Source organism: Roseococcus sp. (assembly GCF_965227005.1).
GTDB lineage: Bacteria > Pseudomonadota > Alphaproteobacteria > Acetobacterales > Acetobacteraceae > Roseococcus.
The window spans coordinates 109,401-133,389 of record NZ_CBDDFJ010000020.1 but is presented as its reverse complement, the minus strand read 5'-3'; the positions used below and the strand labels follow the sequence as shown (position 1 = coordinate 133,389).

Below are 23,989 nucleotides of genomic sequence, written 5' to 3'. Positions count from 1 at the left end.
GGGAGGATCCCATGTCCAACGGCACCTGCCTCGTGGTGGATGACAGCAGCGTCGTGCGCAAGGTCGCGCGCCGTATCCTGGAGCGGCACGGCTTCACCGTGCGCGAGGCCGAGGACGGCCAGCAGGCGCTCGAGGCCTGCCGGACCGAGATGCCGCGCGCCGTCCTGCTCGATCGCAACATGCCGGTGATGGACGGTATCGGCTTCCTCCGGGCGCTCCGCGTTGAGTTCGGCCCGGATGAACCGATTGTGGTGATGTGCACGACGGAAGCCGGCACCGAGCGCATCCTCGAAGGGCTTGAGGCCGGCGCGCAGGAATACGTGATGAAGCCCTTCGACGAGGAGATTCTCCACGGCAAGCTGGTGCAGGTCGGACTGCTGGCCGCATGAGCATCATTCCGCCTTCGAGGCTGCGGGTGATGCTGTGCGATGACAGCTCCACCGTACGTTCGGCGCTTGTACGGCTGCTGGAAACCGACCCCGGGATCCGCGTCGTGGCGCGCGTCGGTGACGGTGCGCAGGCGCTGGCCGCGCTGGACCAGGCCTCGCCGTTGGAGCGCGCGCAGGTCGTGCTGCTCGATCTCGAAATGCCGGTGATGGATGGCATGACGGCGTTGCCGCTGATCCTGAAGCGAGAGCCGCGGCCGGTCGTCATCGTGGCGAGCGCGCTGACGCAGCGCGGCGCCGGCGCGACCATGGCCGCGCTGCGTGCCGGGGCGTCGGACTATATCCCGAAGCCTGGGGCGGCGGGCGGCGGCCTCGCCGATCCGCATTTCCGCAGCGATCTGCTGGCCAAGGTAAAGGGATGGGCGCGACTGAGGCAGAAGCCGGCCGTGGTCCCCGCGAGGCCCTTCGCACCGCGCATCCCGTCGCGTGGCGCGGCGCCAAAGGTGGTTTGTATCGGCAGTTCGACCGGGGGGCCGCAGGCGCTGGCGGCCCTGCTGCGGCGCCTGCCGCGCCAGATCGCCGTGCCGATGGTGATCGTGCAGCATATGCCGGCTGGCTTCACCGCCATGCTGGCCCAGCACCTCGACGCCTTGGGCGGGCCGCGCGTGACGGAGGCGCGGGAGGGCGACGTCCTGGAGGCCGGCCGCATCTTCCTCGCGCCGGGGGACCGGCATCTGTTGGCGAAGGCCGAGGGCGAACAGGTCTCGCTGCAATTGTCGGAAGCTCCGCCGGAGAATTTTTGCCGGCCCTCGGTGGACCCCACCTTGCGCAGCCTCGTCGCGGTCCACGGCCGCGCAGTGCAGGCAGTGATCCTCACCGGCATGGGCCATGACGGACTGGCGGGCTGTCGTGTGTTGGCCGAGGCCGGTGGCGTGACCTGGGCGCAGGACGAGGCTTCCTCGGTGGTCTGGGGCATGCCGGGCGCCGTCGCGCGGGCGGGATTGGCGGACGAGCAGGGCACGCCGGAATCCCTGGGCGACGCCTTGGCCAGCCTGTGCGGGAGGCGCAATTGATCCAGTCCACCTTCGAACTTCTCACGGGCATCGTGAAGTCGCGATCCGGCGGCATCATCGGCCCCGATCAGCACTACATGCTGGAGACGCGCCTCGCGCCCCTGCTGAAGCGCGAGGCTCTGCGCGACCTCGAGGCCCTTGCGGCACGGCTGAAGGCCCCGCGCGGCGAGGCCCTGGCCCAGGAGATGACCGAGCTGCTGACCACCAATGAAAGCAGCTTCTTCCGGGACGGAAAGCCCTTCGAGCATCTGCGCGCGCTGCTGCCCGCGCTGCATGCCGCGCGACCCGCGGGGCAGCCGATGCGCATCTGGTCGGCCGCCTGTTCGACGGGGCAGGAGGCCTATTCCATCGCGATCATCCTGGCCGAGTTGGGCGAAGCCGATCCGGGCTTCCGGTCGCGGCGCGTGGAGATTTTGGGGACCGACATCACCACCGCCGTGCTCGATCGGGCGCGAGCGGGGATCTTCACCCAGTTCGAGGTCCAGCGCGGGCTGCCGATTCGCACGCTGATGAAGCGGTTCATTCAGGAGGAGGGGCGCTGGCGCGTCAGGCTGGAGGTCGCCGCGCCGTGCCGCTTCGAGAAGGCCAATCTCATGGGCGAGTTGCGCGGACTCGGCCGCTTCGACGTGATCTTCTGCCGCAACGTGCTCATCTATTTCGACGTGCCGACCAAGGCGCGCGTACTGCGTGGGATGGCGCAGCAAATGGCAACCGACGGCGCGCTGTTCCTCGGCGCGGCGGAGACGGCGATCGGCATCACCAACCTCCTCGCGCCGCGCGGCGCGGAACGTGGCGTCTATGGATTGGTCGAGCCGCAACGTCTTTCGGCTTGAGTCGCAGGGCATCGGTCCGCAGGATGCGCCATGGAGATCCGCCTGAATGCCTTCGACATGGCCTGCGTGGGTCATATCCAGCAGGGGATGTGGACGCATCCGCGTGACAGCAGCGCAGGCTACATGCGGATGGAGCATTGGCTCGATCTCGCGCGGCTGCTGGAGCGTGGGCTCTTCGACGGGCTGTTCCTGGCCGACGTCCTCGGCGTCTATGACGTGCTCGACGGCTCCGCCGATGCGGCGATCCGCAGCGCGGCCCAGGTGCCCTTGCTCGATCCGGCGATGATCGTGCCGGCCATGGCGGCGGTGACGCGCGAGCTCGGCTTCGGGGTCACGGCCAACCTGTCCTATGAAACGCCCTATCTCTTCGCGCGCCGGATGAGCACGCTGGATCACCTGACCGGCGGGCGGATCGGCTGGAATGTCGTCACCGGCTATCTCGACAGCGCGGCGCGCGCGATGGGGCTCGAGCGGCAGATGCGGCACGACGACCGCTATGACCTCGCTGAGGAATATATGGAGGTCGTCTACCGTCTCTGGGAGGAAAGCTGGGGCGAGGGCGCGATTCTGCGCGATCGCGAAGGTGGGCGCTACGCCGATCCCGCCGCCATCCGCCGCATCCGCCACGAGGGCGCGCAGTACCGCCTGGACGCCTACCACCTGTGCGAGCCCTCGCCGCAACGCACCCCGGTGCTCTACCAGGCGGGTGCCTCCGCGCGTGGGCAGCGCTTCGCCGCGCGGCATGCGGAATGCGTCTTTCTCAATGGCGGCCCGGCGGCGGATGTGGCGCGGAGCGTCGCCGAGCTGCGCGCGCTCGCCGCGCCGCGCGAACTGCGCGTCTTTGTCGGCGCCACGCTGGTCCTGGGGCGGACGGAGGCGGAGGCCGAAGAAAAGCTCGCCGAATACCGCCGCCATTCCAGTGTCGAGGGCGCGCTGGCGCATGCGAGCGCCTCGCTCGGCATCGATTTCGGCCGCTACGCCATGGACGAGCCGATCGAGGCCGGCCCGGGCAATGCCATCCAGTCCAACGTCGCCGCGATGAAGCGCGCGACGGGGCCGGCCTTCACCAAGCGCGCGCTCATCGACCAGTTCATTCTGGGCAGCCGGCAGAAGCCGATGGTCGGCAGCGTCGCGCAGATCGCCGATCGGCTGATCGAATACGCGCAGGCCACGGGCGTGGATGGTTACAACCTCTCGCGCACCGTCTTCCCCGAAGGACTGGAGGAGGTGGTGGAGCAGCTCGTCCCGGCACTGCAGGAACGCGGGGCCTATAAGCGGGCCTACGCCTCAGGGACCTATCGCGAAAAACTCTTCGGCGCGGGGCCGCGCCTGGCAGCGCCGCATCCGGCCGCGGGGCATCGGCGATAGAGCACATCCCGATCCTGGCGCTTCGCAGGATCGGGTGAAGAGGCTCGGGAGAAAGTTCAGCTCACTGCCCGCAGATCGTTCAGCAGCGATTCCACCAGCGGCGACTGCCCCGCGGCGTCGCCGAAGAGGCACATCTCCGCCGTGCCGAGCGGCGGCAGGCCCTCCAGCTCCACCAGCCCGTCCGGCAGGCCGGTCCGGCCCAGCACGCTGATCGCGAAGCCCGCCTGGGCCGCGGCCGCGATGCCCATCAGGCTGGGCGAGGTATAGACCACATCGAAGCCAATTCCGGCGCGGGCCAGGGCCGTCATCGCGCGGTCGCGGAACATGCAGCCCTGGGGCAGCATCGCGAGCGGCAAGGGCCGGTCGCGCGGGACCAAGAAGTCCGGACCGGCGACCCAGACCACGGCCTCGGTGAAGATGACGCGGCCCTCGGTCTCGCCGTCGCGGCGCTTGCCGAGCACGAGGTCCAGCTCCTCGCGGGCGAGGGAGGCGCGTAGCTCGTGGCTGCGGCCCACCTCCACCTCGATGCGGACATCGGGCCAGGTGCGCGCGAAGCGAGCCAAAGTGGGGGCCAGATGGCGCGGCACGAAATGGTCGGCGACGCCAAGCCGCAGGCGGCCCGAGGCGGGCGGGGCCACGAACTGGCGCACCGCCTCCTCGTTCAGGGCCAGCATGCGGCGGGCATAGGCGAGCAGGGATTCGCCCTCGCGCGTCAGCGCCACCTGCTTGGCGCCGCGGGTGAAGACCGGCTTGCCCAGCAGATCCTCGAGCCGCTTCACCTTCAGGCTGATCGCCGATTGCGTGAGCCCGAGCGCCTGTCCGGCCGAGGTGAAGCCGCCGCGCTCGGCGACGGTGACGAAGCCACGCAGGAGGTCGAGGTCGAGATCGGGGACGCGCATCGCTTCGTTATCGTCCCGCGCGGGCACAAACAAAAGGGCGGCCGAAGCCGCCCTTTCCCAGACCTCAGACCTCAGACCTCGTCGTCGTAACCGCCGCCGTCGTCATATCCGCCGGAGGCATCGTTGCCACCCGGATCGTTGTCGTAGCCCGCGTTGCTGGCGGCGTCGCCGCTCGCATCCTGCGAGCCCCAGCCGGAGGACGCGGCCGCCTGGCCCGGATCGGTCCAGGCCGAGGAGGCCGGCACCGCCTCATTGGCGAAGCTGCCCGAGGCGCCGGTCGCCGCGCTCGCGGCCGAGGCCGCGCCATGGCTGCCGCTGAAGGCGTTCATCAGCATATTGCCGACGACCATGCCGCCGGCGACGCCCGCCGCCGTGGTCAGCGCCGTGCCGAGGAAGCCCGAGCCCTGCCGGCCCTGTATGGCCTGGGGATTATAGTTGTCGGGATATTGCGGCTGCGGCCGGGGCGGCATCGGCGCGGGGCGCGAACCGCCGAGGCCGAAGAGCCCACGGCTCTGCGAGGCCTGGGCCTGGCGGGTCTGGTTCTCCAGTTCCCATTCCAGCTCCTGGATGCGGTTCTGCGCCGCGACCAACGCGTGCTCCTGCACGAAGGCGGTCTGGGTGATGCGGAACCGCGCCTCGGGGTAGCGGCTGAACAGGTCGCCGATCAGCGCATCCGCCTCCGCCTCAACGGGCGGCAGCGGCGCCTGCTGCGGGCCCGTCTGCGGGACGCGGCCGCCCCAGGGGCTGGCGGACACCGGCGCCGGGCGGGATGCGCCGGCGACGCGGGTCACATACTCCGAGATGATCCGGCGTTCTTCGTCAGTCATGGAAACCTTGCCTCCGAAAGGGCAATGCGGGCGGCCCTTCTTCGCGGTGAGACGTGGCCCGATTGCCCGGCGAAATCAAGAAGTGTTCAGATTGTAATCTTTCGGATCCACCTCATCCGATGCGCGCGGGGAGGCCGAGACGGCGCCATTCGATGACCGGGCAGCGATCCATCACCACCTCGACGTCGTGGGCGCGGGCGTGCTCGGCGGCCGGCTCGTTGACCACGCCGAGTTGCAGCCACACGGCCCGCGCGCCGAGGGCGACGGCCTCGTCCATCACGCCGCCGGCATCCTCGCTGCGGCGGAACACGTCCACGAGATCGAGCGGGCCGGCCTCGGCGAGCTGGCCCACCACCTTGCGGCCGTGGATCTCCTGGCCCGCGAGCGCCGGGTTCACGGGGGTGACGTCATAGCCCCGGTCGAGCAGGAACTTCATGACCTCATGCGAGGCCCGGTCCGGGCGGTTGGAGGCGCCGACCAGCGCGATGCGCTTCGTGGTCAGCAGCAGATCCTTGATGTCCATCGCGTTTCTCCAGGGGCTTGTGTCGCGGCGGCGGGCCCGCATGTCTCCATCATGTGGTATCCCTTCCGTCCTCGCCCACCCCTCGTCGCACTCGTCCGGCTGGACGGGCTCATCGCCGCCCGGACCGGTCCCTTCGGCGGGCTGAACGCCGCCGGCGCGAACCCGATTCTGGAGCGCGCCTTCGGGCTGAAGCGGCTGCAGGCGGTGTTCCTGGCCATCAACTCGCCCGGCGGATCGCCCGTGCAATCCTCGCTGATCGCCCGGCGCATCCGGCAGCTGGCCGAGGAGAAGAAGGTGCCGGTGATCGCGGTGGCCGAGGATGCGGCGGCCTCCGGCGGCTACTGGATCGCCTGCGCGGCCGACGAGATCATCGCCGACCCCGCCTCCATCCTGGGCTCCATCGGGGTCATCTCCTCGGGCTTCGGTTTCCAGGAGGCGATCGGGCGGCTGGGCATCGAGCGCCGGGTGCGGACGGCGGGCAGCGAGAAATCGACGGGCGACCCCTTCCGGCCGCAAAGCCCGGAGGACGAGGCGCGGATGGAGGAGCTGCTCACGCAGCTCCATGCCGAGTTCAAGAACTGGGTGCGCGCCCGGCGTGGCGCACGGCTGAAGGCGCCGGAGGAGGAACTCTTCACCGGCCGCTTCTGGATCGGCCGCCGCGCTTTGGAGCTCGGGCTTTGCGACGGCCTGGGCGATGTGACCAGCGAAGCGCGACGGCGCTTCGGCGAGAAGGTCCGGATCGTGGCGATCGGCGCGCGCAGGCGGCGCTTTCCGATGAGCCTCCTGCCCGGGGCCGGGGCGTTGCTGGCCGCCGGCGCGCTGGGCGTGGCCGAGGAGCGCTCGGCCTGGGGAAGGCTCGGCCTCTGACTATTCGCGCAGGGGCGTACGTACCTGGGCCAGCCAGTTCTCGAGGTTGTAGTAGTTCGTGACCCGCGAGATTTTCCCCTCGCGGATCGCGAAGAAGGCGCCGACCGGCAGCACGTAGCTCTGGCCGTCGGCCCGCGGCATGCCGCTATCCGAGGCCAGATAGGCGCCATGGATGGTGAATTCGGCCGAGGCGCGGTGGCCATCGGCGCTCGCCATCACGACGAGGTCCTCGACGCGCTCGCGATAGCTGCGCTCCATCCGGGCCAGGAAAGCGCGGAAGGCCTCGATTCCGCGCTCGCGGCCGCCTTGGTTGATGTCGTGGAGGACGTCCTCGGTCAGGCAATCCAGCATGTCCTCCCAATCCTGCGCGTTGAAGGCGGCGTAGTAGCGCCGGACGAGCTCGCTCACGCGGAGATCGTCACCGTCGCACGGGCGCCGATCACGGCCAGGATCGCGGCCGCGGCCGCCGCCTGGCAGGGCTCGATCACCGGCAATCCGCTCGCCTCGGCGGTCACGGCGACATGCCGCGCCATGCCGGCGCAGCCGAGCACGATCACCTCGGCGCCCTGCGCCTTGAGCTCACGCGCCGCGGCCGCGATGCGGGCCTGGGGCGCCACGGGGTCGGTCAGCACTTCCATCGGCAGGTCGAGCGGCACCCAGCCGGCCATCTGCCCCTCGACGCCGAGACTCTGAAGCGCGCGGCGCTGGCGCGGCAGCGACTTGTGGGTGAAGCCAATGACTCCGAAACGTTCCGCTCGTGCAAGAGCTGCCGTCACTGCGCAGCGGAACATGCCCAGCACCGGCTTGTCGGTGACGGTGCGAACCGCCTCCAGTCCGGGATCGCTGACGCAGCCGATGACATAGGCATCGGCCTCCTCGCTCTCGACCTCGCGGCAGAGCGGCTCGGCCACGCCGAACCAGTCGCGCCAGGTGATGATGGCGGGCGGCCCATCGGCCAGCCGCGTCACGTCGATGCGCGGCAGCCCCGGCGCGCCGAAGGGGGCCACGGCCTCGACGATTCCGTCGGTGCAGGAGCGCGAGGAATTGGGATTGATGATCAGGATACGGCCATGCATTCGTGGAGCATGACAGGAACCGCGATTCCTTGCCAAGTTGCTGTCGCAAACCCCATATTGCGGACATCATGGACATCGCCCCCACGACCTGGGAACCGAGCCGCCTGGCGCCGGAATCCCCCTATATCATCCCGCCGTTGAAGACCGCCCTCTGGCGCGGTCTGCGCAACCGCTGCCCGATCTGCGACGAGGGCAAAGTCTTCAAGGGGTTCCTGCGCGTCGTGGATGAATGCGCCTCCTGCGGCGCGCCTTTGGGCACGCTGCGCGCCGATGACGCGCCCCCTTACTTCACGATCTTCATCGCCGGCCATATTTTCATTCCGCCCGTTCTTTGGATCGAGCGGCATTATGCGCCGCCGATGTGGATCCAGATGGCGGTATGGATTCCGCTCTTCGCCATCGCGACCACGTTGCTGCTGCGCCCGATCAAGGGCGCCACGGTCGGCCTGATGTGCCGGCTCGGCTTCGGCGGTGACAAGTCGCGCGGCTGAGGCCTTGCCCGACCATCGCCTGATCCGCATCGAGCTGCCCGATGCGCCACCCCCGCCCTCCGCCTATGCGGAGGCGGACCGGCGGCAGGCTATCGACGACCTGCTGGGCGGCAACAGCTTCGGGCCGCAGGGCATGGGCGAGGGGCCCTTCGTGCTGCACCTGATGGTGCGCGAGGGCCGCCTCATCCTCGACATCCGCGACGCGGCCGATGCCCCGCTGCGGGCGATCGTGCTGGTGCTCGGACCGTTCCGCCGGCTCATCAAGGACTATCTGATGCTGGTCGCGAACCATGAGGAGGCCGTGACCTCCGGCGCGATGGATGCGCGGGTGCAGGCCATCGACATGGGCCGGCGCGGACTGCACAACGAGGCCGCCGAGCTGCTGACGATGCGCCTGGATGGCCGCGTCGCGGTGGATTTCGAGACGGCGCGGCGGCTCTTCACGTTGATCGCGGCGCTGCACCAGCGCATGTGACCGTCACGCGGCCGCGCCTTGACGCGGCCAATTCTCCCGCCACAACCGGGTGGCGCAGACAAGGGTTTTTTCCTTCATGAAGATCGACGGCGTTTCCTACCGCAGCGTGTGGCTGGATTCCGATGGATGGTCGGTGAACGTCTTCGACCAGGCGAAGCTGCCCTGGCAGGTCGAGGTCGTCCGCCTCGCCACCTGGGAGCAGGCGGCGCACGCTATCCGCTCCATGCAGGTGCGCGGCGCGCCGTTGATCGGCGCGGTGGCCGCCTACGGCGTGGCCCTGGCCATGCGCGAGGATCCCGCGCGCCTCGAGGAGATCCTGGAGGCGCTGAACGAGACCCGCCCCACCGCGATCAACCTGCGCTGGGCGCTGGATCGCCAGCGGGCCAAGCTGCACAACCTGCCGCTGGAGGCCCGCGCCGCCGAGGCCTATGCCGAGGCCGCCGAGGTCGCCGACGACGACGCCGAGACCTGCCGCCGGATCGGCGAGCACGGCCTGCCGCTGCTCTCCGCCATCGCGGAGAAGAAGGGGCGGGTGAACGTCCTCACCCATTGCAACGCGGGCTGGCTGGCGACGGTGGATTGGGGCACGGCGCTGTCGCCCATCTACCAGGCGCATGACGCCGGCATCGACGTGAAGGTCTGGGTGGACGAGACCCGCCCGCGCAACCAGGGCGCGGCGCTGACGGCCTTCGAGCTCGGCGCGCACGGCGTGCCGCACACGGTCATCGCCGATAACGCCGGCGGGCATTTCATGCAGCATGGCGAGGTGGATATCGTCATCGTCGGCACGGATCGCGTCACGCGCACGGGCGACGTGTGCAACAAGATCGGCACCTATCTGAAGGCGCTGGCCGCGCGCGACAACGGCGTGCCCTTCTGGGTGGCGATGCCCCATTCCACGCTCGACATGCGCGTGCGCGACGGCGTCTCCGAGATTCCCATCGAGGAGCGGAGCGCCGCCGAGGTCACGGAGATGACGGGCCGCACGGCGGATGGCCGTATCGAGACGGTGCGGGTGGTGGCGGGTGGCAGCGCCGCGGCCAATCCCGGCTTCGACGTGACGCCGGCGCGGCTGGTCAGCGGCCTCATCACCGAGCGTGGCCGCTGCGACGCGACCGAGCGGGGCCTTCTCGAGCTCTATCCCGAGAAGGCCTGACGGCTTCAGCCGAGGTGGAAGTCCGTCCGGCCGCGCTCCAGGAAGCGGAGCCCGCCCACGATGAGGATGCCGCCGGTGGCGGCGGCGACGGCCGCGAATCCGGGCGCGATGCGGCCGGGCGCCATCCCGTCCGTGAGCAGTATGCCCACGACGCCTAAAATCAGGGCGAGCCCGAAGAGGACGAGGGTGAAACCGAAGCGTTGCATGGTGGTGATCTCCTGAGGATCCTTTTGCCTCGGGCTCCAGGCGGCTTCGAGGAAGAAGCAGGGCATTTTCAAGGCAAGCCTGCCCAGTCGGCAGGCAAGTTGCGTCGAGGCGCCAAGCCGTGGAATGTAGTTACGTCAGGTTCAGGAAGCTCCCTCATGCGACGTCTCCTCATCGCCGCTGCCCTCGCGGCCGCGGTCTCCGCCCCTGCCTTGGCGCAGGCGCCGGCGCCGGCCCTGCCGCCGCTGCGCTGCGGCGTCGACGGCACTTTCGCCCCCCATGCCTTCCCCTCGCTCCAGGGCGGCGTCCAGGGCTTCCAGATCGACCTCTTCCGCGAAGTCGCGCGCCGCATGGGCCGTGAGCTCCAGATCGACAGCGCCAGCTTCTCCGGCCTCATCCCCGCGCTGAATGCCGGCCGCTACGACTTCCTCTGCGCGCCGACCACCGTGACGGCCGAGCGCGCCCAGAACCTGCTCTTCACCGAAGGCTATATCTGGACCGAGCTGCAATTCGGCATCCGCCGCGGCACGGCGCCGATCCGTTCCGAAGAGGATCTGCGCGGCAAGACCATCAGCGTGAACAAGGGCACGCCCTACGAGGTGTGGGTGCGCAACAATGCCGAGCGCCTGAACCTGACGCTCATGGCCTTCGACACCCAGCCCGACGCCGTGCAGGCCGTGATCCAGGGCCGCGCCTATGCCAATCTCTCGGGCAACACGGTCGTCCGCTACAGCGCGAGCCGCGCGCCGCAATTCGTCGCCGACTTCGTGCTGCCGGGCACGCGCTTCCATTGGGGCACGCCGCTGCGCCTCGATTCGGGCGCGCTGCGCAACCAGATCGAGGACGTGCTGGTCTGCATGAAGCGCGACGGGACGGTCGCGCGGCTCAGCGAGCGCTGGTTCGGCAACCGCCCGGGCCCCGACCAGGCCGAGATGATCGAGTTCCCGGGCTACGGCCCGCCGGACATGCCGGGCTACGACCCGACCCCGCAGAACCCGACCTGCGGCTGATGGAAGCGGAGGGGCGGCGCCCCTCCTTCTCGGAATTATCATGAGCAACTGGGACAAGTTCGCCGACAGCTTCTTCAACGCGCGTGTGGCCATGGAATACGCGCCGAAGATCCTGGACGGCCTCTGGCTGACCATCCTCCTGGCGGCCTGCATCATCGTGGCCGGAATCCTGGCGGGGCTGACGCTGGCCGTCATCCGCGCCATGGGCATCCGGCCGATCAACTGGCTGATCATCTTCACCGTCGACCTGTTCCGCGCGCTGCCGCCGCTGGTCATCATCGTGCTGCTCTTCTTCGGGCTTCCGGCGATCGGGGTCTCGCTCTCGGGTTTCGCGGCCGCCTGGCTGGCGCTCTCCCTCGTGCTGATGGCCTTCTCCGAGGAGGTCTTCTGGGCCGGCATCACCGCCGTGCCGCCGGGGCAGTGGGAGGCTTCTCGCAGCCTGGGCCTGCCCTTCCTTGTCACCTTCGTCCTGGTCATCCTGCCCCAGGCGATCCGCATGGTGATTCCGCCTCTGGTGAACCGCACCATCGCCATCACCAAGGGCACGGCGCTCGCCTCGGTCGTGGCCGTGCCGGATATCCTGGGCGCGGCGCAGGCCGGCGTGTCCTTCTCCTTCAACCCGACGCCGCTGACGCTCGGCGCCCTGGCCTATCTGGTGCTCTTCCTTCCCGTCGTGATCGCCGGCCGCTGGGTCGAGGCACGCTTTGCGTGGAAGCGGTAGCGCCATGAACGACTTCATTGACGCCTTCTTCAACGTCGAGATCCTCGTCGCCGCCTGGCCGATCCTGCTGTCGGGCCTGCTGCAGACCCTGCTGCTCTCGGCGATCGTCGTCCCGCTCGGGGTGATCGGCGGGCTGATCCTGGCGCTGCTCTCCACGGCCAAGACGCGCTGGATCCGCTGGCCCCTGATGGCCTGGGTGGACGTGTTCCGTTCCCTGCCGCCGCTGGTGCTGCTGATCTTCGTCTATGCCGGCCTGCCCTTCGCGGGGCTTCGAGGTCTCGGCCTTCGGGGCCGTCGCCATCGGTTTCTTCCTGAACACCGGCGCCTATTACGGCGAGATCATGCGCGCGGGCATCCAGAGCGTGCCGGCCGGCCAAATGGAGGCCGCGCGTTCGCTCGGCCTCTCCCGCGTCCAGGGCATGCGGCTGGTGGTGCTGCCCCAGGCCTTCCGCAACGTGCTGCCGGACCTGATCTCGAACACGCTGGAGGTGGTGAAGCTCACCTCCATCGCGGCGGTGGTGGCGCTGCCGGAGTTGCTCTTCCAGGCCCGCCAGGCCCAGAGCGTGACCTTCAACGCGACGCCCATCATGGCCGCCGCGGTGGCCTACTTCATCCTGCTCTGGCCGGTGGTGCGGCTGCTGTCGAGGCTGGAGAACCGGCAGATGGCGAAGCGCAACTGAACTCGGGGCGGATCCCGATCATGCCGGGCGGCATGATCGGGATCCGTTTCCGCCTCAGGCGTATCGGAAGAGCCCGTTGCTCACGACCACGACGTCCCGCTCCACGACGCGCGCCCGGAAGGACGCGCCGCCCGCCTCGCGCCAGATTTCCGTGCGGATCGTCTCGCCAGGATAGACGGGCGAGGAGAAGCGCAGGTCCATCCGGCCGAACTTCGCCGGGTCATAGTCGCAGAGCTCGCGCATCAGCGCGTGGCACACCACGCCGAAGGTGCAGAGCCCGTGCAGGATCGGCGCCTTGAAGCCGGCGGCGCTCGCCACGGCGGGGTCGATGTGCAGCGGATTGTGGTCGCCGTTGAGGCGGTAATAGGCCGCCTGCTCGGGTCGTGTGGGCAGGTCGAGCGTGATGTCGGGCGTGCCTGTCGCTTCCGGATGCGGGGCCTTCACCGGGCCGGGCTTGCCGCCGAAGCCGCCATCGCCGCGGGCGAAGGTGGTCTGCTCGATCGTGGCCAGTTTCTCGCCCGTCGCGGCGTCGACCACGATTCGCTCCGAATAGATCATGGCGCCCTTGCCGGGGCCGCGATCGACGATGCCGGTCACCTTCGTCGTGCCGACGACCTCGCCCGAGGCCGGCAACGGCTTGTGCAGGATGAGCGACTGCTCGCCATGCACCACCTTCACCCAGTCGACCCCCGTGCCGGGGTCCTTCACCCAGAAGCCGGGATAGCCCAGCACCACCGCCATCGAGGGCATGGCGCGCAGCTGCGGCTCATAGGTGAAGGGCAGCTGGCGCAGGTCCAGCGGGTCCTGGCCGAGGCCGATGGAGAGATTGTAGAGCGCCGTGTCCTGCCAGCGGACGCTGCTGCGGATCTCGGGGATCGGGAAGGCGAGAAGCTTTTCCTCGACGATCATGGGGTGATCTCCAGCACGGCATCGGCCGCATAGGCGCCCTCACCCTCGGGCAGCACCAGCAGCGGGTTGATGTCGATGGAGGCGAGCTGGGGGCCCGCCGCCGCGGCGAAGGTGGAGAGGTTCGCCAGCGCCTGGGCCAGCGCGGCCACGTCGGCCTTCTTGCGGCCCCTGACGCCGTCCAGCAGGGGAAAACCCTTGAGGCTGCGGATCATTGCCTCGGCCTCGGCCGCGTTGAAGGGGCAGCGGCGGAAGGTCACGTCCTTCAGCACCTCGATGAAGATGCCGCCCAAGCCCACCATGGCCACCGGGCCGAAGACCGGATCGCGCACCATGCCGAGCGCCATCTCGACCGCGCCCTTGATCTGTTTGGCGACCAGCACGCCCTCGAGCCGCGCGCTCGGCGCCCGCTTGCCCGCCCGTTCGAGCAGCGTGGCATAGCCCTCGCGCACGGCCGCCTCGCTGTCGATGTCGAGCAGCACGCCGCCGATCTCGCTCTTGTGCAGGATGTCGGGGCTCAGGATCTTCAGCACGACCGGGAAGCCGAATTCCTTCGCAGCGGCCAAAGCGGCCTCGACGCTGGGGCAGGCGCGCTCCGGCACCGCGGGCACGCCGGCGGCCGCCAGGATGCGCTTGCTTTCCGCCTCCGAGGGCGTGTGCGTGGGCAGCGTCACCTTCGGCAGCAGCCCGGCCACCGTCTCGGCCTTGGCGAAGGCGTCGCCGAAGCGGCCCAAGGCGTGCAGCGCGACGACCGCGCGCGTCGGATCCTCGAAGACGAGGAAGCCGTCCGCCTCCCATTCGCGCACCATGTCCGGCGGGGCGATGATGGACAGCGCCCAGATGCGGTCCGGGTGCTCCTCCATCACGGCCTTCAGCTGTGCGCGGATCTTCGGCGCCACGGTGCGCGAGCCGCCGACCTGCGAGAAGAAGATCAGGCAGGACTTGTACTGGCCATCCACCACCATGCTGCGCGTGAACTCGCCCACCATCTCGATCTGGTTGATGGCCTGGGCGGTGCAGTCCACCGGATTGCGCGGCGCGCAGAAGGAGATGAGGCTGCGCAGCTTGTCCTGCGCGTCCTGCGGCATCGGCGGCATGGGCAGGCCCACGGCATCGGCCGCATCCGAGATGAGCACGCCCGCGCCGCCCGAGACGGTCATCACGCCCAGCGTGTTGTTTGCGGGATAGATGCCCTTGGTCGCCGCATAGGCGATGTCCAGCAGCTCCTCGGTGTTGCGGGCGCGGATCACGCCGAATTCCTGCAGCACGGCGTCGGTGATGGCGTCGTCGCCGGCGATGGAGGCGGTGTGCGACTGCGCGGCCGCCCCGCCGAGCTCGCTGCGGCCCACCTTCATCATCACGATGGGCTTTCCGTTCGCGCGCGCCAGCTTCAGCGCGGCGAGGAACTTCTCGCTCTCGCGGATGCCCTCCGCATAGGCGCAGATCACGTCGATATCGGGCGATTGCGCCATCCAGCCCAGCACGTCGCCGAGCGCGACCTCGGCCTCGTTGCCCGTGGTGACGATGATGCCCGCGCCGATGTTGCGGTCGCGCGCCAGCGAAAAGAGATGCGTGCCATAGGCGCCGGACTGGCTGGCGATGCCGATGCGTCCGCCGGCAACCGGCCAGCCGCTGTCGAAGGAGGCGGTGAAGGTGGCGTAGAAGCCGATGGCGTCGTTGAAGAGGCCGAGGCAATTGGGCCCGAGCAGGCGCATGCCATGCTTCTTGGCGGCGGCGACCAGGCGGTCCTGCTCGGCGGCGCCGGCCTCATCCACCTCGGCATAGCCGGCGGTGAAGACGATGGCGGCCTTGCAGCCCATGGCGCCCAGCGCCTCGATGGCCTCCAGCGCGGCGGCGCCGGGCACGGCGATGATGCCGACATCGGGCACGGCAGGCAGGCTCGCGACATCCGGATAGGCGGTCAGGCCCTGCACGGTCGGGCGCTTGGGGTTCACCGGATAGATGGCGCCCTTGAAGCCGCGCGCCTTCATATAGGCGATGGGCCGGCCGCCGATGCGGCTCGGCTCGTCGGACGCGCCGATGATGGCGATCGAGCGCGGGCTGATGACCGGGTCGAGCGAAGAGAAGTCCATTTTTATTACGTTTCCTCCGAGGCGCCGACCTATCGGTCGGCTCAGGTCGCCAGCATTCTTTGGTAGATCGACACCGCCTGCGCAAGCTCGGCCACGGCCACCTGCTCGTGCGGCGTATGGGCCGTCTCGATGCTGCCCGGGCCCAGGATCACGCAGGGCGCGATGGCCTGGAGCTCCGAGGCGTCGGTGCCGTAGGGCGCGGTGCGCGGCGCCTTGCCGGTGATCTGGGCGGCGAGCGCGATCAGGGGGTGATCGGCGGGCAGCTCTGGCGGGCGGCCCTCGCGCATCTCCTCCAGGGTCAGGCCGTTGGCCTGGGCGGATTCCCGCATGGCGGCGACGACCGGCGTGGGGTCGATGCGGTGGCTGTAGCGGAACTTGATCCGCGCGGTGGCCTTGGCCGCCGTCACGTTCACCGCCGTGCCGTGGTTGTCGATCACGAGGTTGAAGTCGCTGAAGGGCGGATCATAGGCTGCATCCTGCAGCGAGACGTCGTGGCGCAGCCGCTCGAACATCGCCTTCACCTCGACCAGGAAGGGGATCAGCGCCCAATTGGCATTGGTGCCCTTGCCGGTGGAGGAATGCGCCTGCACGCCCTCGGCCGTCGCGGTGAAGGCGATATGGGCGCGGTGGCCGCGCACGGGGATCAGGCCGGTGGGCTCGGCGACAATGATGCCCTTGAGGCCGGCGCGCTGCGCGAGCTTCGAATGCTCGGCGATGGTGCGCGCGCCCTGCTTGGTCGTCTCCTCGTCGGTGGTGATGAGCAGCGTCGCGCGGGGACTCGCCTTGGCCGCGATGATGCAGGCGGCGACATTGGCCTTCATGTCCACCGAGCCGAGCCCGTGCAGGATGCCGTCGGCGACGCGGCCGCTCCAGGGATCGTCGGTCCAGCCGGTGTTGGGCACCGTGTCCATATGGCCGGAAAGGGCGAAGCCGCCGGGGCCGCCGCGATGGGCCACCAGGCAGCGCTTCGGCGTGCCGGCGGCGTCGGTGTAATCCACCCGCTCGATCTCGAAACCTTCCAGTTCCGCCTCGATGCGGTCAGCGACCGGGATATTGGAGAGAGGGCTACGGCTGTCGATCCGCACCAGATCGACGGCAAGGCGAACGAGGTCATTTTCCATGGTGTCCCAGGCTTGCCCGAAGCGGGCTTGCGCGCAACCCTGTCGGCCATGCCTTCTTATCTCGATCCGCGCTCCGGGCGCAGCTATCCCCTTGAAACGCCTCGCTGGTGCGGCGACGACGGCGCGCCGCTCCTGGTGAGCGACCTGCCCGGAATCGGACGCGACGACATCGCCGGCGGCATCCGCAGCATCTGGCGCTACGCCGCCGCGCTGCCCTTCCTGCCGGCCAGGCCCATCACCCTGGGGGAAGGTTGCTCGCCGCTGGTCGAGCAGGACCTCGGCGGCGGCGCGACCGCATTGCTGAAATGCGAATGGTTCATGCCGACGGGCAGCTTCAAGGACCGCGGCGCCTCGGTGATGCTGTCGCTGCTGCGCGAGCAGGGGATCACGGCCGTGCTGGAGGACAGCTCGGGCAATGGCGGCGCGGCGGTCTCGGCCTATGCGGCGGCGGGCGGCATGGCGGCGACGATCTTCGTCCCGGCCAGCACCAGCCCCGCCAAGACGGTGCAGAGCCGCGCGGTGGGCGCTTCGATCACGATGGTTCCCGGTTCGCGCCAGGATTGCGCGGATGCGGCCGAGCGCGAGGCGGAAAAGATCTTCTACGCCAGCCACAACTGGCAGCCCTTCTTCCTCCAGGGCACCAAGACGCTCGCCTATGAGCTCTGGGAGGACCTCAACTTCACCGCGCCCGACAATGTGATCGTGCCCTGCGGCGCGGGCTCCAACGTGCTCGGCGCCTATATCGGCTTCTCGGAGCTGCTGCGGGCCGGGCAGATCCGCAAGCTGCCGCGTATCTTCGCGGCCCAGCCGGCCAATTGCGCCCCCATCGCGCGCGCCGCGCTCGGGCTCGACCCCGTGGAGGCCATTCCGACCATCGCCGAGGGCACCTCCATCTCCAAGCCGCTGCGCACGGCCGAATGCCTGCGCGCGATGCGCGAGAGCGGCGGCGGCGCGGTGATGCTGAGCGAGGAGGAAATCGCCGCGGCCGCGCTCAGCCTCGCGAAGAAAGGCGTCTATGTGGAGCCGACCTCGGCCCAGGCGGCGGCGGCCGTGCCCAAGCTCATCGCCTCGGGGAAAATTGCGGCGCGCGAGACGACGGTGGCGGTGCTGACCGGCACCGGCATCAAGGCCACGCAGCGCTATGCCGAGATGCTGGGCGTCGCCATATGAAGAACCCGCGCATCGCGCTGCTGGGCTTCTCCATCGAGTGCAACCGCTTCGCGCCCCTCGCGACGGAGGCCGACTTCGCCTATCGCTGCCTGCTGCGCGGCGAGACCATCGTCACCGACTCCCGCAGCGCCTCGCCCCAGGCGCTGGGCGAGATGCCGGGCTTCGTCACCGACATGGACGCGGCCGGCCCCTGGCGGCCGCTCCCCATCCTGCTCGCCATGGCCGAGCCGAACGGGCCGGTGGACCACGCCTTCTTCGAGGCGCTGATGGCCGAATGGCAGGCCGGGCTGCGCGCGCTGCGCGGCCAGGTGGATGGCGTCTTCTGCGTCATGCACGGCGCGGGGCTGACGACGGTGCTCGATGATCCGGAGGGCGCCGTGCAGGCGCTGGTCCGGGCCGAGCTGGGCGAGCTGCCTTTCATCTGCAGCTACGACCTGCACGCCAATGTCTCCGACGCCAATGTGGCGCTGAACGACGCCTATGTCGGCTACCTCACCAACCCGCACATGGACATGCGCGAGCGCGGGGCGGAGAGCGCGCAGCTCATGCGCCGCCTGCTGGCCGGCGAGCGTTTTTGCCGCGCCCATCGGCGCCTGCCCATCGTCGCGCCCACGGTATCCCTGCTCACCGCTCAGGGGCCCTATGCCGAGGTCATCAACCTCGGCCAGGAGCGCCGGGCGGCCGATCCGCGCATCGCCAATGTCTCCGTCATGGCCGGCTTCGCCTATGGCGATACGCCCTTCAACGGCATGACCGCCGTCGTCACCGGCACGCATCAGGGCGCGGTGGACCGCCTGGCCGACGAGCTGGCCGAGGCGGCCTGGGCGCGGCGCGACCGCTTCGTGGCGAAGCTCACCAGCCTGGAGGAGGCGACCGAGCGCGCGCGGACCAGCGAGACGCCGCTCGCCTTCGCCGATGTGGCCGACAATCCCGGCGGCGGCGGAAGTGGCAACACCATGTGGCTGCTGGAATCCTTCCATCGCGCGGGCGTCCAGGGCGCGGTCTTCGGCGTGATCCACGATCCGGCGCTGGCGGCCGAGGCGCACGGCCTCGGCTTGGGCAAGACCTTCGAGGCCCGCTTCAACCGCGCCGCCGAGCAAGATCCCTTCCGCCGTCCCTTCGCCGCCGAGGCGAAGGTCATGGCGCTCTCCGATGGCAAGGTCACCGGCCGGCGCGGCATCTTCGCTGGCACGGCCATGCAGCTGGGCGAGACGGCCTGGATTCAGATCGACGGCATCTCCGTCGTCGTCATCAGCCAGCGGACGCAATGCGCCGATCCGGCCTTCCTGGAGCATCTCGGCATCGATGTGGGCAAGGCCCGCGCCGTGGTCGTGAAGTCGCGCGGGCATTTCCGTGGCGGCTTCGACGAGTTCTTCCAGCATGAGCAGATCGTCGAGGTGGATGCCCCCGGCCTGACCTCACCCATCCTCACCCGTTTCGACTGGCAGAAGCTGCCTCGGCCCGTTTTGCCGATCGATCAGGACACCGACCGATGAACCTCGACGATATCCAGACCCCGGCCCTGGTCCTCGACCTGGGCGTGCTCCGCCGCAACCTCAAGCTCATGACCGATGCGCTGGCGCGCCATCCGGGCGTGGCGCTGCGGCCGCATATGAAGACGGCGAAGTCCGTCGAGGTGGCGAAGCTCGCCGCGCCGGATTTCGGCCCGATCACCGTCTCGACCCTGGCGGAGGCCGAGTATCTCGCCAAGGCCGGCTGGATCGACCAGATCTACGCGGTCGGCATCACGCCGCAGAAGCTTGAGCGCGTGGCGGCCCTGAACGCGAACGGCGCGCGGATAAAAATCATCACCGACGACGTGGAGATGGCGGAGAAGATTGCCGCCCATCCCGGCCAGATCGCGGCGCTGGTGGAAGTGGACAGCGGCGAGCATCGCGGCGGCACCGTGCCGGAAGGCGCGATGGCCGTGGCCCGTGCCCTGGGCAAGAAGATGCTCGGCACCTTCACCCATGGCGGGCACTCCTATGCCGGCCGCACCGAGGCCCAGATGGCCGAGGTGGCCGAGGCCGAGCGCGCCGCCGTGGTCAGCACCGCCCAGGCGATGCGGGATGCGGGCCTCAAGGTGAAGATCGTCTCCATGGGCTCCTCGCCCACGGCGCTCTACGCCAGGAGCCTGGAGGGCGTCACCGAGGTGCGCGCCGGCGTCTACATGTTCGGCGACCTGTTCCAGGGCCAGATCGGCACGCACCCGCTGCGGGACATCGCGGTGACGGTGCTCTCCAGCGTCATCGGCCGCCGTCCCGATCGCGGCACGGTGCTGCTGGATGCCGGTGGCCTCGCCATGAGCAAGGACCGCAGCACGGAGGCCGCGCCGAAGGATTACGGTTTCGGCCTGATGCTCGATCTCGATGGCAATCCGGCCTTCGGAGATGCCATCATGCGCCGGGCCTATCAGGAGCATGGCGAGGTGCTGGTGCCCGGCGGCGAGACCTTCCGGATCGGCGACAAGGTGCGGGTCGCGCCGAACCACACCTGCATGACCGTCGCCGCCCACACGCAGTATCATGTGGTCGACGGCTCGCGGGAGGTGATCGGCGTATGGGACCGGGTGAACCATTGGTGACGGCGCGGCACGCCGATCTGGCGGCCCTGCGCGAGAGCGAGACGGCGCGCATGCTCGCCGCCTGCTCGCAATGCGGGGCCTGTGTCGAGGCGTGCCCCATGGTTCCCTATGTGCCCGCGCTGCAGGACGCGGACCGCCCGGCGGTGGTGCGCGGCGTGCTGGAAGTGCTGACGGGCGGGGAGGGGGATGCCGCCTCGCGCGCCTGGATCGCTTCCTGCACCCGCACCGGCAGCTGCAATGCCGCCTGCCCCGAGGCGGTGAACCCGCAGCTTATGATCCGCCTCGCCACCTGGCGCGCGAGCGAGACGGGGCTGCTGCCTCAGCGTGACACCTCGATCGTCATGTCCCGCGTGAAGGTCTTCGCGCGGCTGGGCTTCACCGAGGACGAGCAGAGGGATTGGCTATGAGCGAACCGGCCGCGACCAAGAGCCTCTTCTGGTATGGCTGCAACATGACGCGCCATGCCGAGATCATCCGCCTCAGCGAGCGCATGCTGCGTGCGGTGGGCGTGGAGGCCGCGCCGGTCGGCGGGCCGGGCGCCTGCTGCGGCAATCCCAAGGAGAGCACGCCGCGCGTCTCGGAGGCGATGGGCGACCGCACCATGGCCGGCTTCAATGCGACTGGCGCGCCCCGGGTCATCACCTGGTGCCCTTCCTGCCACATGAATCTCGACGACTTCATGGGCCAGACCAACGACCGGAACTTCGACAGCCGGCATCTCTGCGAGGCGCTGCACGAGCGGCGCGACGCCCTGGCGCCGCTGCTGACCCATCCGGTGAAGGCGCGCTTCCTGGTGGACCGCCATGTCGGCTTCAACGGCCGGGTGCCGGTGAACGAGCTCATCCCCGAACTCCTGTCGATGATCCCCGGCGCGAGCTTCGTCGACCACGCCTATCGCGCGCCGAGCTACATGTGCTTCAGCCTGGCGCCGATCCCCGGCGCCCTGGCCGATGTGCAGCGCGCCACCCTGGCGGCGATGCGCGAGACGGGGGCGGACACGCTCGTCACCATCTTCCACTCCTGCCATCGCGAGATGATCGGGCTGGAGCGCGATCACGGCATCCGCGTGGTGAACTGGGTGCATCTCCTCGCCGAGGCGATGGGGATCCCCTACGAGGACGAATACAAGGCTTGGCGCAATGCCGAGGACCCGCTGGCGGCCATCGGCCCCGAGCGCGTGGCGGCCGCCGGCGAGGTCGCCGTGCGTAAGCTGGTGCTGCCGGAGCTGACGCGGCCGCCGGTGATCTGACCGGCGCGCGGCCGGTCGAGGTTCAGGCTCTCCATGCGGTTCCGCCCGCCGGGACTGGCCCGGTAGAGCGCCGCCTCGGCCGCCGCGACTGTTCATTATGACAAGGGATCAGGCTGGCCCCAGGGCCAGGGAGCACGGCATCGCCACGACGATCCGGCCCAGACAAAAAGAAGCCCCGCGAGGCTTTCGCCAAGCGGGGCAGTCATACAGGGAGACTTCACGTCTGAAAGACGCAGGATCGGGAGACCCTATCAGCGCCGTAGCGCCGATAACGTAGATTTAGGCAATCTACCGCGATGCGTAAGATAGCTTTGCTTGCATCAGCATTGCACCGAACGCATGCACACACTCAATGGGAGCTCGAGGCCAGTTCCGTCACCAGGAAGTCGCGGAAGACCGAGACCCGCTTCGAGGAACGCATCTCCTCCGGATAGACGAAATAGGCGTTGATCTTCGGCGCCTTGAGCTCGGGAAGCACCGCGACCAGCCCGTCCAGCTCATGGCCCATGTAGTCGGGCATGGCGGCGAGGCCGAGGCCCGACTGAACCGCGCGCAGCATGCCGGTGAGGCTGTTCACCTCCACCGTGCCGCGCCGCGCCTGGCCGGGCCGGCGGCCCACCTCGGCGAGCCAGTTGATCTCCTCCACCGGCGGGCGGTAGTCGCCCCAGATGATGAGGCGATGCGCGTCCAGCTCTTCCGGGCGCTGCGGGGTGCTGTGCTTCTTGAGGTAGTCGGCACTGCCCACGATGCGCCAACCGAAGGTGGCGATGTGCCGCTGGATCAGGTCCGGCTGGCGGGGGGGGTGCATGCGGATGGCGACGTCGGCCTCGCGCATGGCGAGATCGAGATCGGCATCGTCCAGCACCACGGAGACGTTGATCTCCGGATAGGATTCCAGGAAGCGGTGCAGCCGCGGCGAGAGCCAGGACGCGCCGAAGCCGGTGGTCGTGGTCACCTTCAGGCGGCCGGCCGGGCGCTCGCGCCCCTCGGTCAGCAGCGCTTCGGTCATGGCGAGCTTGGCGAAGACCTCGCGCACGGTGCGGTTGAGGGTCTCGCCGGCTTCCGTGAGGATCAGGCCGCGGGCATGGCGGTGGAAGAGCGGCACCGACAGGGCCTCCTCCAGCGCCTGGATCTGCCGCGAGACGGCGGATTGCGAGAGCGCCAGCGTCTCACCCGCATGGGTGAAGCTGCCAGCTTCGGCGACCGCGTGGAAAACGCGAAGCTTATCCCAGTCCAATGGCATCAGGCGGCGGCCTTCTCTTGGGCATGATCCTGTTCGGCCAGGAATTTTTCCGCATCGAGGGCCGCCATGCAGCCCGTTCCGGCCGCCGTTACGGCCTGACGATAAATCTTGTCGGCGACATCGCCGGCGGCAAAGACGCCGGTGACGTTCGTGCGCGTGCCGCCCGGCGTGACGACGAGATAGCCGCCCTCATCCATGTCGAGCTGGCCGCGGAAAAGGCTGGTCGCGGGGTCGTGCCCGATCGCGACGAAGATGCCGTCGACGGCAAGCTCGCGGCGCTCGCCCGTCTTCATGTGGCGCAGGCCCAGTCCGCGGGCCACGGGACGCGCGGCATCCGTGCCGAGCATCTCCTCCGTGGCCATGTCCCAGAGCACCGTGATGTTCTCCTTGGCGAAGAGGCGCTGCTGCAGGATGCGCTCGGCCCGCAGCGTGTCGCGGCGATGCACGAGGGTGACGTGTTTCGCGAGATTCGCGAGATAAAGCGCTTCCTCGACCGCGGAATTGCCCCCGCCGATCACCGCGACGTCCTTGCCGCGGAAGAAGAAACCGTCGCAGGTCGCGCAGGCGGAGACGCCGAAGCCCGAGAGCTCCTGCTCGCCCGGGATGCCGAGCCAGCGCGCCTGGGCGCCCGTGGCGACGATGATCGTCTCGGCCAGGTACACGTCACCGCTGTCGCATTCGGCGCGGAAGGGGCGGTGCGAGAGATCGACCTTGGTGACGATGTCGTATTTCAGTTCCGTGCCGACATGCTCGGCCTGCGCGCGCATCTGCTCCATGAGCTCGGGGCCCTGGATGCCCTGCGCGAAGCCGGGGTAGTTCTCCACATCGGTCGTGATGGTGAGCTGGCCGCCCGGCTGCATGCCGGCGACCAGCACGGGCTTCAGGCCTGCGCGGGCCGCGTAGATCGCGGCAGTATATCCGGCGGGACCAGCGCCGATGATCAGAAGTTGGGTCGAGACATTCGCGGGCACGGCAAAATCCAAGAGTTGGCGTGTGTTGGGCGCATATCTGCCCATCTTGCCCTGCGGGACAAG

General features: G+C 69.3%; 27 protein-coding genes and 1 pseudogene. 17 read left to right on the top strand and 11 right to left on the bottom strand.

Annotated features, from left to right (window positions below; translation table 11 throughout):
* Positions 1-11 precede the first annotated feature (11 nt).
* From ACO057_RS10940 to ACO057_RS10925, 4 genes are read left to right on the top strand one after another with little or no spacing between them, the layout of a single operon-like run.
* Positions 12-389, top strand: coding sequence for a response regulator (locus tag ACO057_RS10940; protein WP_421991546.1), 378 nt, complete (start codon positions 12-14; stop codon positions 387-389).
* Positions 386-1,459: a chemotaxis-specific protein-glutamate methyltransferase CheB gene (gene cheB / locus ACO057_RS10935; RefSeq protein ID WP_421991544.1), complete on the top strand. Its 1,074-nt coding sequence runs from the start codon at positions 386-388 to the stop codon at positions 1,457-1,459. The genes ACO057_RS10940 and cheB overlap by 4 nt, the downstream gene beginning before the upstream one ends.
* A complete protein-coding gene (locus tag ACO057_RS10930; protein ID WP_421991542.1) occupies positions 1,456-2,292 on the top strand; it encodes a CheR family methyltransferase in 837 nt (278 codons plus the stop codon). The genes cheB and ACO057_RS10930 overlap by 4 nt, the downstream gene beginning before the upstream one ends.
* A gap of 30 nt (positions 2,293-2,322) precedes the next feature.
* Entirely contained in the window at positions 2,323-3,660 is a 1,338-nt protein-coding gene (locus tag ACO057_RS10925; RefSeq protein ID WP_421991540.1) for an LLM class flavin-dependent oxidoreductase, read from the top strand.
* 56 nt (positions 3,661-3,716) lie between these two features.
* Here the strand turns inward: ACO057_RS10925 and ACO057_RS10920 are convergent, their stop codons facing one another.
* The 3 genes from ACO057_RS10920 to ACO057_RS10910 form a co-directional block, all read right to left on the bottom strand.
* The gene (locus tag ACO057_RS10920; protein WP_421991537.1) at positions 3,717-4,559 is read right to left on the bottom strand and encodes a LysR family transcriptional regulator; all 843 of its coding nucleotides are present in this window, start codon (positions 4,557-4,559) and stop codon (positions 3,717-3,719) included.
* Between the two features lie 71 nt (positions 4,560-4,630).
* Positions 4,631-5,386 carry a DUF2076 domain-containing protein gene (locus ACO057_RS10915; RefSeq protein ID WP_421991535.1) on the bottom strand — a complete coding sequence of 252 codons (756 nt, stop codon included), beginning with the start codon at positions 5,384-5,386 and terminating at the stop codon, positions 4,631-4,633.
* 112 nt (positions 5,387-5,498) lie between these two features.
* Positions 5,499-5,909 (bottom strand): CoA-binding protein, encoded by a 411-nt coding sequence (locus ACO057_RS10910; RefSeq protein ID WP_421991533.1) that lies wholly within the window; start codon positions 5,907-5,909, stop codon positions 5,499-5,501.
* Between the two features lie 51 nt (positions 5,910-5,960).
* Between ACO057_RS10910 and ACO057_RS10905 the strand changes: the two genes are divergently transcribed.
* Entirely contained in the window at positions 5,961-6,776 is an 816-nt protein-coding gene (locus tag ACO057_RS10905) for a S49 family peptidase (RefSeq protein WP_421991531.1), read from the top strand.
* Here the strand turns inward: ACO057_RS10905 and ACO057_RS10900 are convergent, their stop codons facing one another.
* Positions 6,777-7,184 (bottom strand): ketosteroid isomerase-related protein, encoded by a 408-nt coding sequence (locus ACO057_RS10900; RefSeq protein ID WP_421991529.1) that lies wholly within the window; start codon positions 7,182-7,184, stop codon positions 6,777-6,779.
* On the bottom strand, positions 7,181-7,852 hold the full coding sequence (locus ACO057_RS10895) for an aspartate/glutamate racemase family protein (protein WP_421991527.1): 672 nt from the start codon (positions 7,850-7,852) through the stop codon (positions 7,181-7,183). Before ACO057_RS10895 ends, ACO057_RS10900 begins: the two co-directional genes overlap by 4 nt.
* 68 nt (positions 7,853-7,920) lie before the next feature.
* On the opposite strand from ACO057_RS10895, the gene ACO057_RS10890 reads away from it, so the two are divergent.
* From ACO057_RS10890 to mtnA, 3 genes are all read left to right on the top strand, one after another.
* Positions 7,921-8,343, top strand: coding sequence for a DUF983 domain-containing protein (locus tag ACO057_RS10890; RefSeq protein ID WP_421991525.1), 423 nt, complete (start codon positions 7,921-7,923; stop codon positions 8,341-8,343).
* The gene (locus ACO057_RS10885) at positions 8,324-8,818 is read left to right on the top strand and encodes a UPF0262 family protein (RefSeq protein ID WP_421991523.1); all 495 of its coding nucleotides are present in this window, start codon (positions 8,324-8,326) and stop codon (positions 8,816-8,818) included. The genes ACO057_RS10890 and ACO057_RS10885 overlap by 20 nt, the downstream gene beginning before the upstream one ends.
* Before the next feature lie 76 nt (positions 8,819-8,894).
* The gene (gene mtnA / locus ACO057_RS10880; protein WP_421991521.1) at positions 8,895-9,974 is read left to right on the top strand and encodes an S-methyl-5-thioribose-1-phosphate isomerase; all 1,080 of its coding nucleotides are present in this window, start codon (positions 8,895-8,897) and stop codon (positions 9,972-9,974) included.
* Positions 9,975-9,979: 5 nt separating this feature from the next.
* On the opposite strand, the gene ACO057_RS10875 is transcribed toward mtnA, so the two are convergent.
* Positions 9,980-10,180, bottom strand: coding sequence for a hypothetical protein (locus ACO057_RS10875; protein ID WP_421991519.1), 201 nt, complete (start codon positions 10,178-10,180; stop codon positions 9,980-9,982).
* 156 nt (positions 10,181-10,336) lie between these two features.
* On the opposite strand from ACO057_RS10875, the gene ACO057_RS10870 reads away from it, so the two are divergent.
* From ACO057_RS10870 to ACO057_RS10855, 4 genes and pseudogenes are all read left to right on the top strand, one after another.
* Positions 10,337-11,188, top strand: coding sequence for a transporter substrate-binding domain-containing protein (locus tag ACO057_RS10870; protein WP_421991517.1), 852 nt, complete (start codon positions 10,337-10,339; stop codon positions 11,186-11,188).
* A gap of 40 nt (positions 11,189-11,228) precedes the next feature.
* On the top strand, positions 11,229-11,909 hold the full coding sequence (locus ACO057_RS10865; RefSeq protein WP_421991515.1) for an amino acid ABC transporter permease: 681 nt from the start codon (positions 11,229-11,231) through the stop codon (positions 11,907-11,909).
* Positions 11,910-11,913: 4 nt separating this feature from the next.
* A pseudogene (locus ACO057_RS10860) lies at positions 11,914-12,123 on the top strand (amino acid ABC transporter permease); the annotation flags it as partial.
* Between the two features lie 31 nt (positions 12,124-12,154).
* Positions 12,155-12,589 carry an amino acid ABC transporter permease gene (locus ACO057_RS10855; protein WP_421991513.1) on the top strand — a complete coding sequence of 145 codons (435 nt, stop codon included), beginning with the start codon at positions 12,155-12,157 and terminating at the stop codon, positions 12,587-12,589.
* A 54-nt stretch (positions 12,590-12,643) separates the two neighbouring features.
* Here the strand turns inward: ACO057_RS10855 and ACO057_RS10850 are convergent, their stop codons facing one another.
* The 3 genes from ACO057_RS10850 to ACO057_RS10840 are packed head-to-tail and all read right to left on the bottom strand — an operon-like array spanning position 12,644 to position 16,709.
* Positions 12,644-13,498, bottom strand: a complete 855-nt coding sequence (locus ACO057_RS10850) for a MaoC/PaaZ C-terminal domain-containing protein (protein WP_421991511.1) — start codon at positions 13,496-13,498, stop codon at positions 12,644-12,646.
* Positions 13,495-15,588: an acetate--CoA ligase family protein gene (locus ACO057_RS10845; RefSeq protein WP_421991509.1), complete on the bottom strand. Its 2,094-nt coding sequence runs from the start codon at positions 15,586-15,588 to the stop codon at positions 13,495-13,497. The genes ACO057_RS10850 and ACO057_RS10845 overlap by 4 nt, the downstream gene beginning before the upstream one ends.
* A 41-nt stretch (positions 15,589-15,629) precedes the next feature.
* The gene (locus tag ACO057_RS10840) at positions 15,630-16,709 is read right to left on the bottom strand and encodes a M20 family metallopeptidase (RefSeq protein ID WP_421991507.1); all 1,080 of its coding nucleotides are present in this window, start codon (positions 16,707-16,709) and stop codon (positions 15,630-15,632) included.
* A 27-nt stretch (positions 16,710-16,736) separates the two neighbouring features.
* Between ACO057_RS10840 and ACO057_RS10835 the strand changes: the two genes are divergently transcribed.
* The 5 genes from ACO057_RS10835 to ACO057_RS10815 are packed head-to-tail and all read left to right on the top strand — an operon-like array spanning position 16,737 to position 21,712.
* Positions 16,737-17,879, top strand: a complete 1,143-nt coding sequence (locus ACO057_RS10835; protein ID WP_421991505.1) for a threonine synthase — start codon at positions 16,737-16,739, stop codon at positions 17,877-17,879.
* Positions 17,876-19,375, top strand: a complete 1,500-nt coding sequence (locus tag ACO057_RS10830; protein ID WP_421991503.1) for a M81 family metallopeptidase — start codon at positions 17,876-17,878, stop codon at positions 19,373-19,375. The genes ACO057_RS10835 and ACO057_RS10830 overlap by 4 nt, the downstream gene beginning before the upstream one ends.
* The gene (locus ACO057_RS10825; RefSeq protein ID WP_421991501.1) at positions 19,372-20,463 is read left to right on the top strand and encodes an alanine racemase; all 1,092 of its coding nucleotides are present in this window, start codon (positions 19,372-19,374) and stop codon (positions 20,461-20,463) included. Before ACO057_RS10830 ends, ACO057_RS10825 begins: the two co-directional genes overlap by 4 nt.
* Complete coding sequence (locus tag ACO057_RS10820; RefSeq protein WP_421991499.1) at positions 20,460-20,870, top strand: 4Fe-4S dicluster domain-containing protein; 411 nt, start codon at positions 20,460-20,462, stop codon at positions 20,868-20,870. The genes ACO057_RS10825 and ACO057_RS10820 overlap by 4 nt, the downstream gene beginning before the upstream one ends.
* A complete protein-coding gene (locus ACO057_RS10815) occupies positions 20,867-21,712 on the top strand; it encodes a heterodisulfide reductase-related iron-sulfur binding cluster (RefSeq protein WP_421991497.1) in 846 nt (281 codons plus the stop codon). Before ACO057_RS10820 ends, ACO057_RS10815 begins: the two co-directional genes overlap by 4 nt.
* 349 nt (positions 21,713-22,061) lie before the next feature.
* Here ACO057_RS10815 and ACO057_RS10810 read toward each other — a convergent pair whose 3' ends face one another.
* Positions 22,062-22,955: a LysR family transcriptional regulator gene (locus ACO057_RS10810; RefSeq protein ID WP_421991495.1), complete on the bottom strand. Its 894-nt coding sequence runs from the start codon at positions 22,953-22,955 to the stop codon at positions 22,062-22,064.
* Entirely contained in the window at positions 22,955-23,926 is a 972-nt protein-coding gene (gene trxB / locus ACO057_RS10805) for a thioredoxin-disulfide reductase (RefSeq protein ID WP_421991493.1), read from the bottom strand. The genes ACO057_RS10810 and trxB overlap by 1 nt, the downstream gene beginning before the upstream one ends.
* Positions 23,927-23,989: the final 63 nt, after the last annotated feature.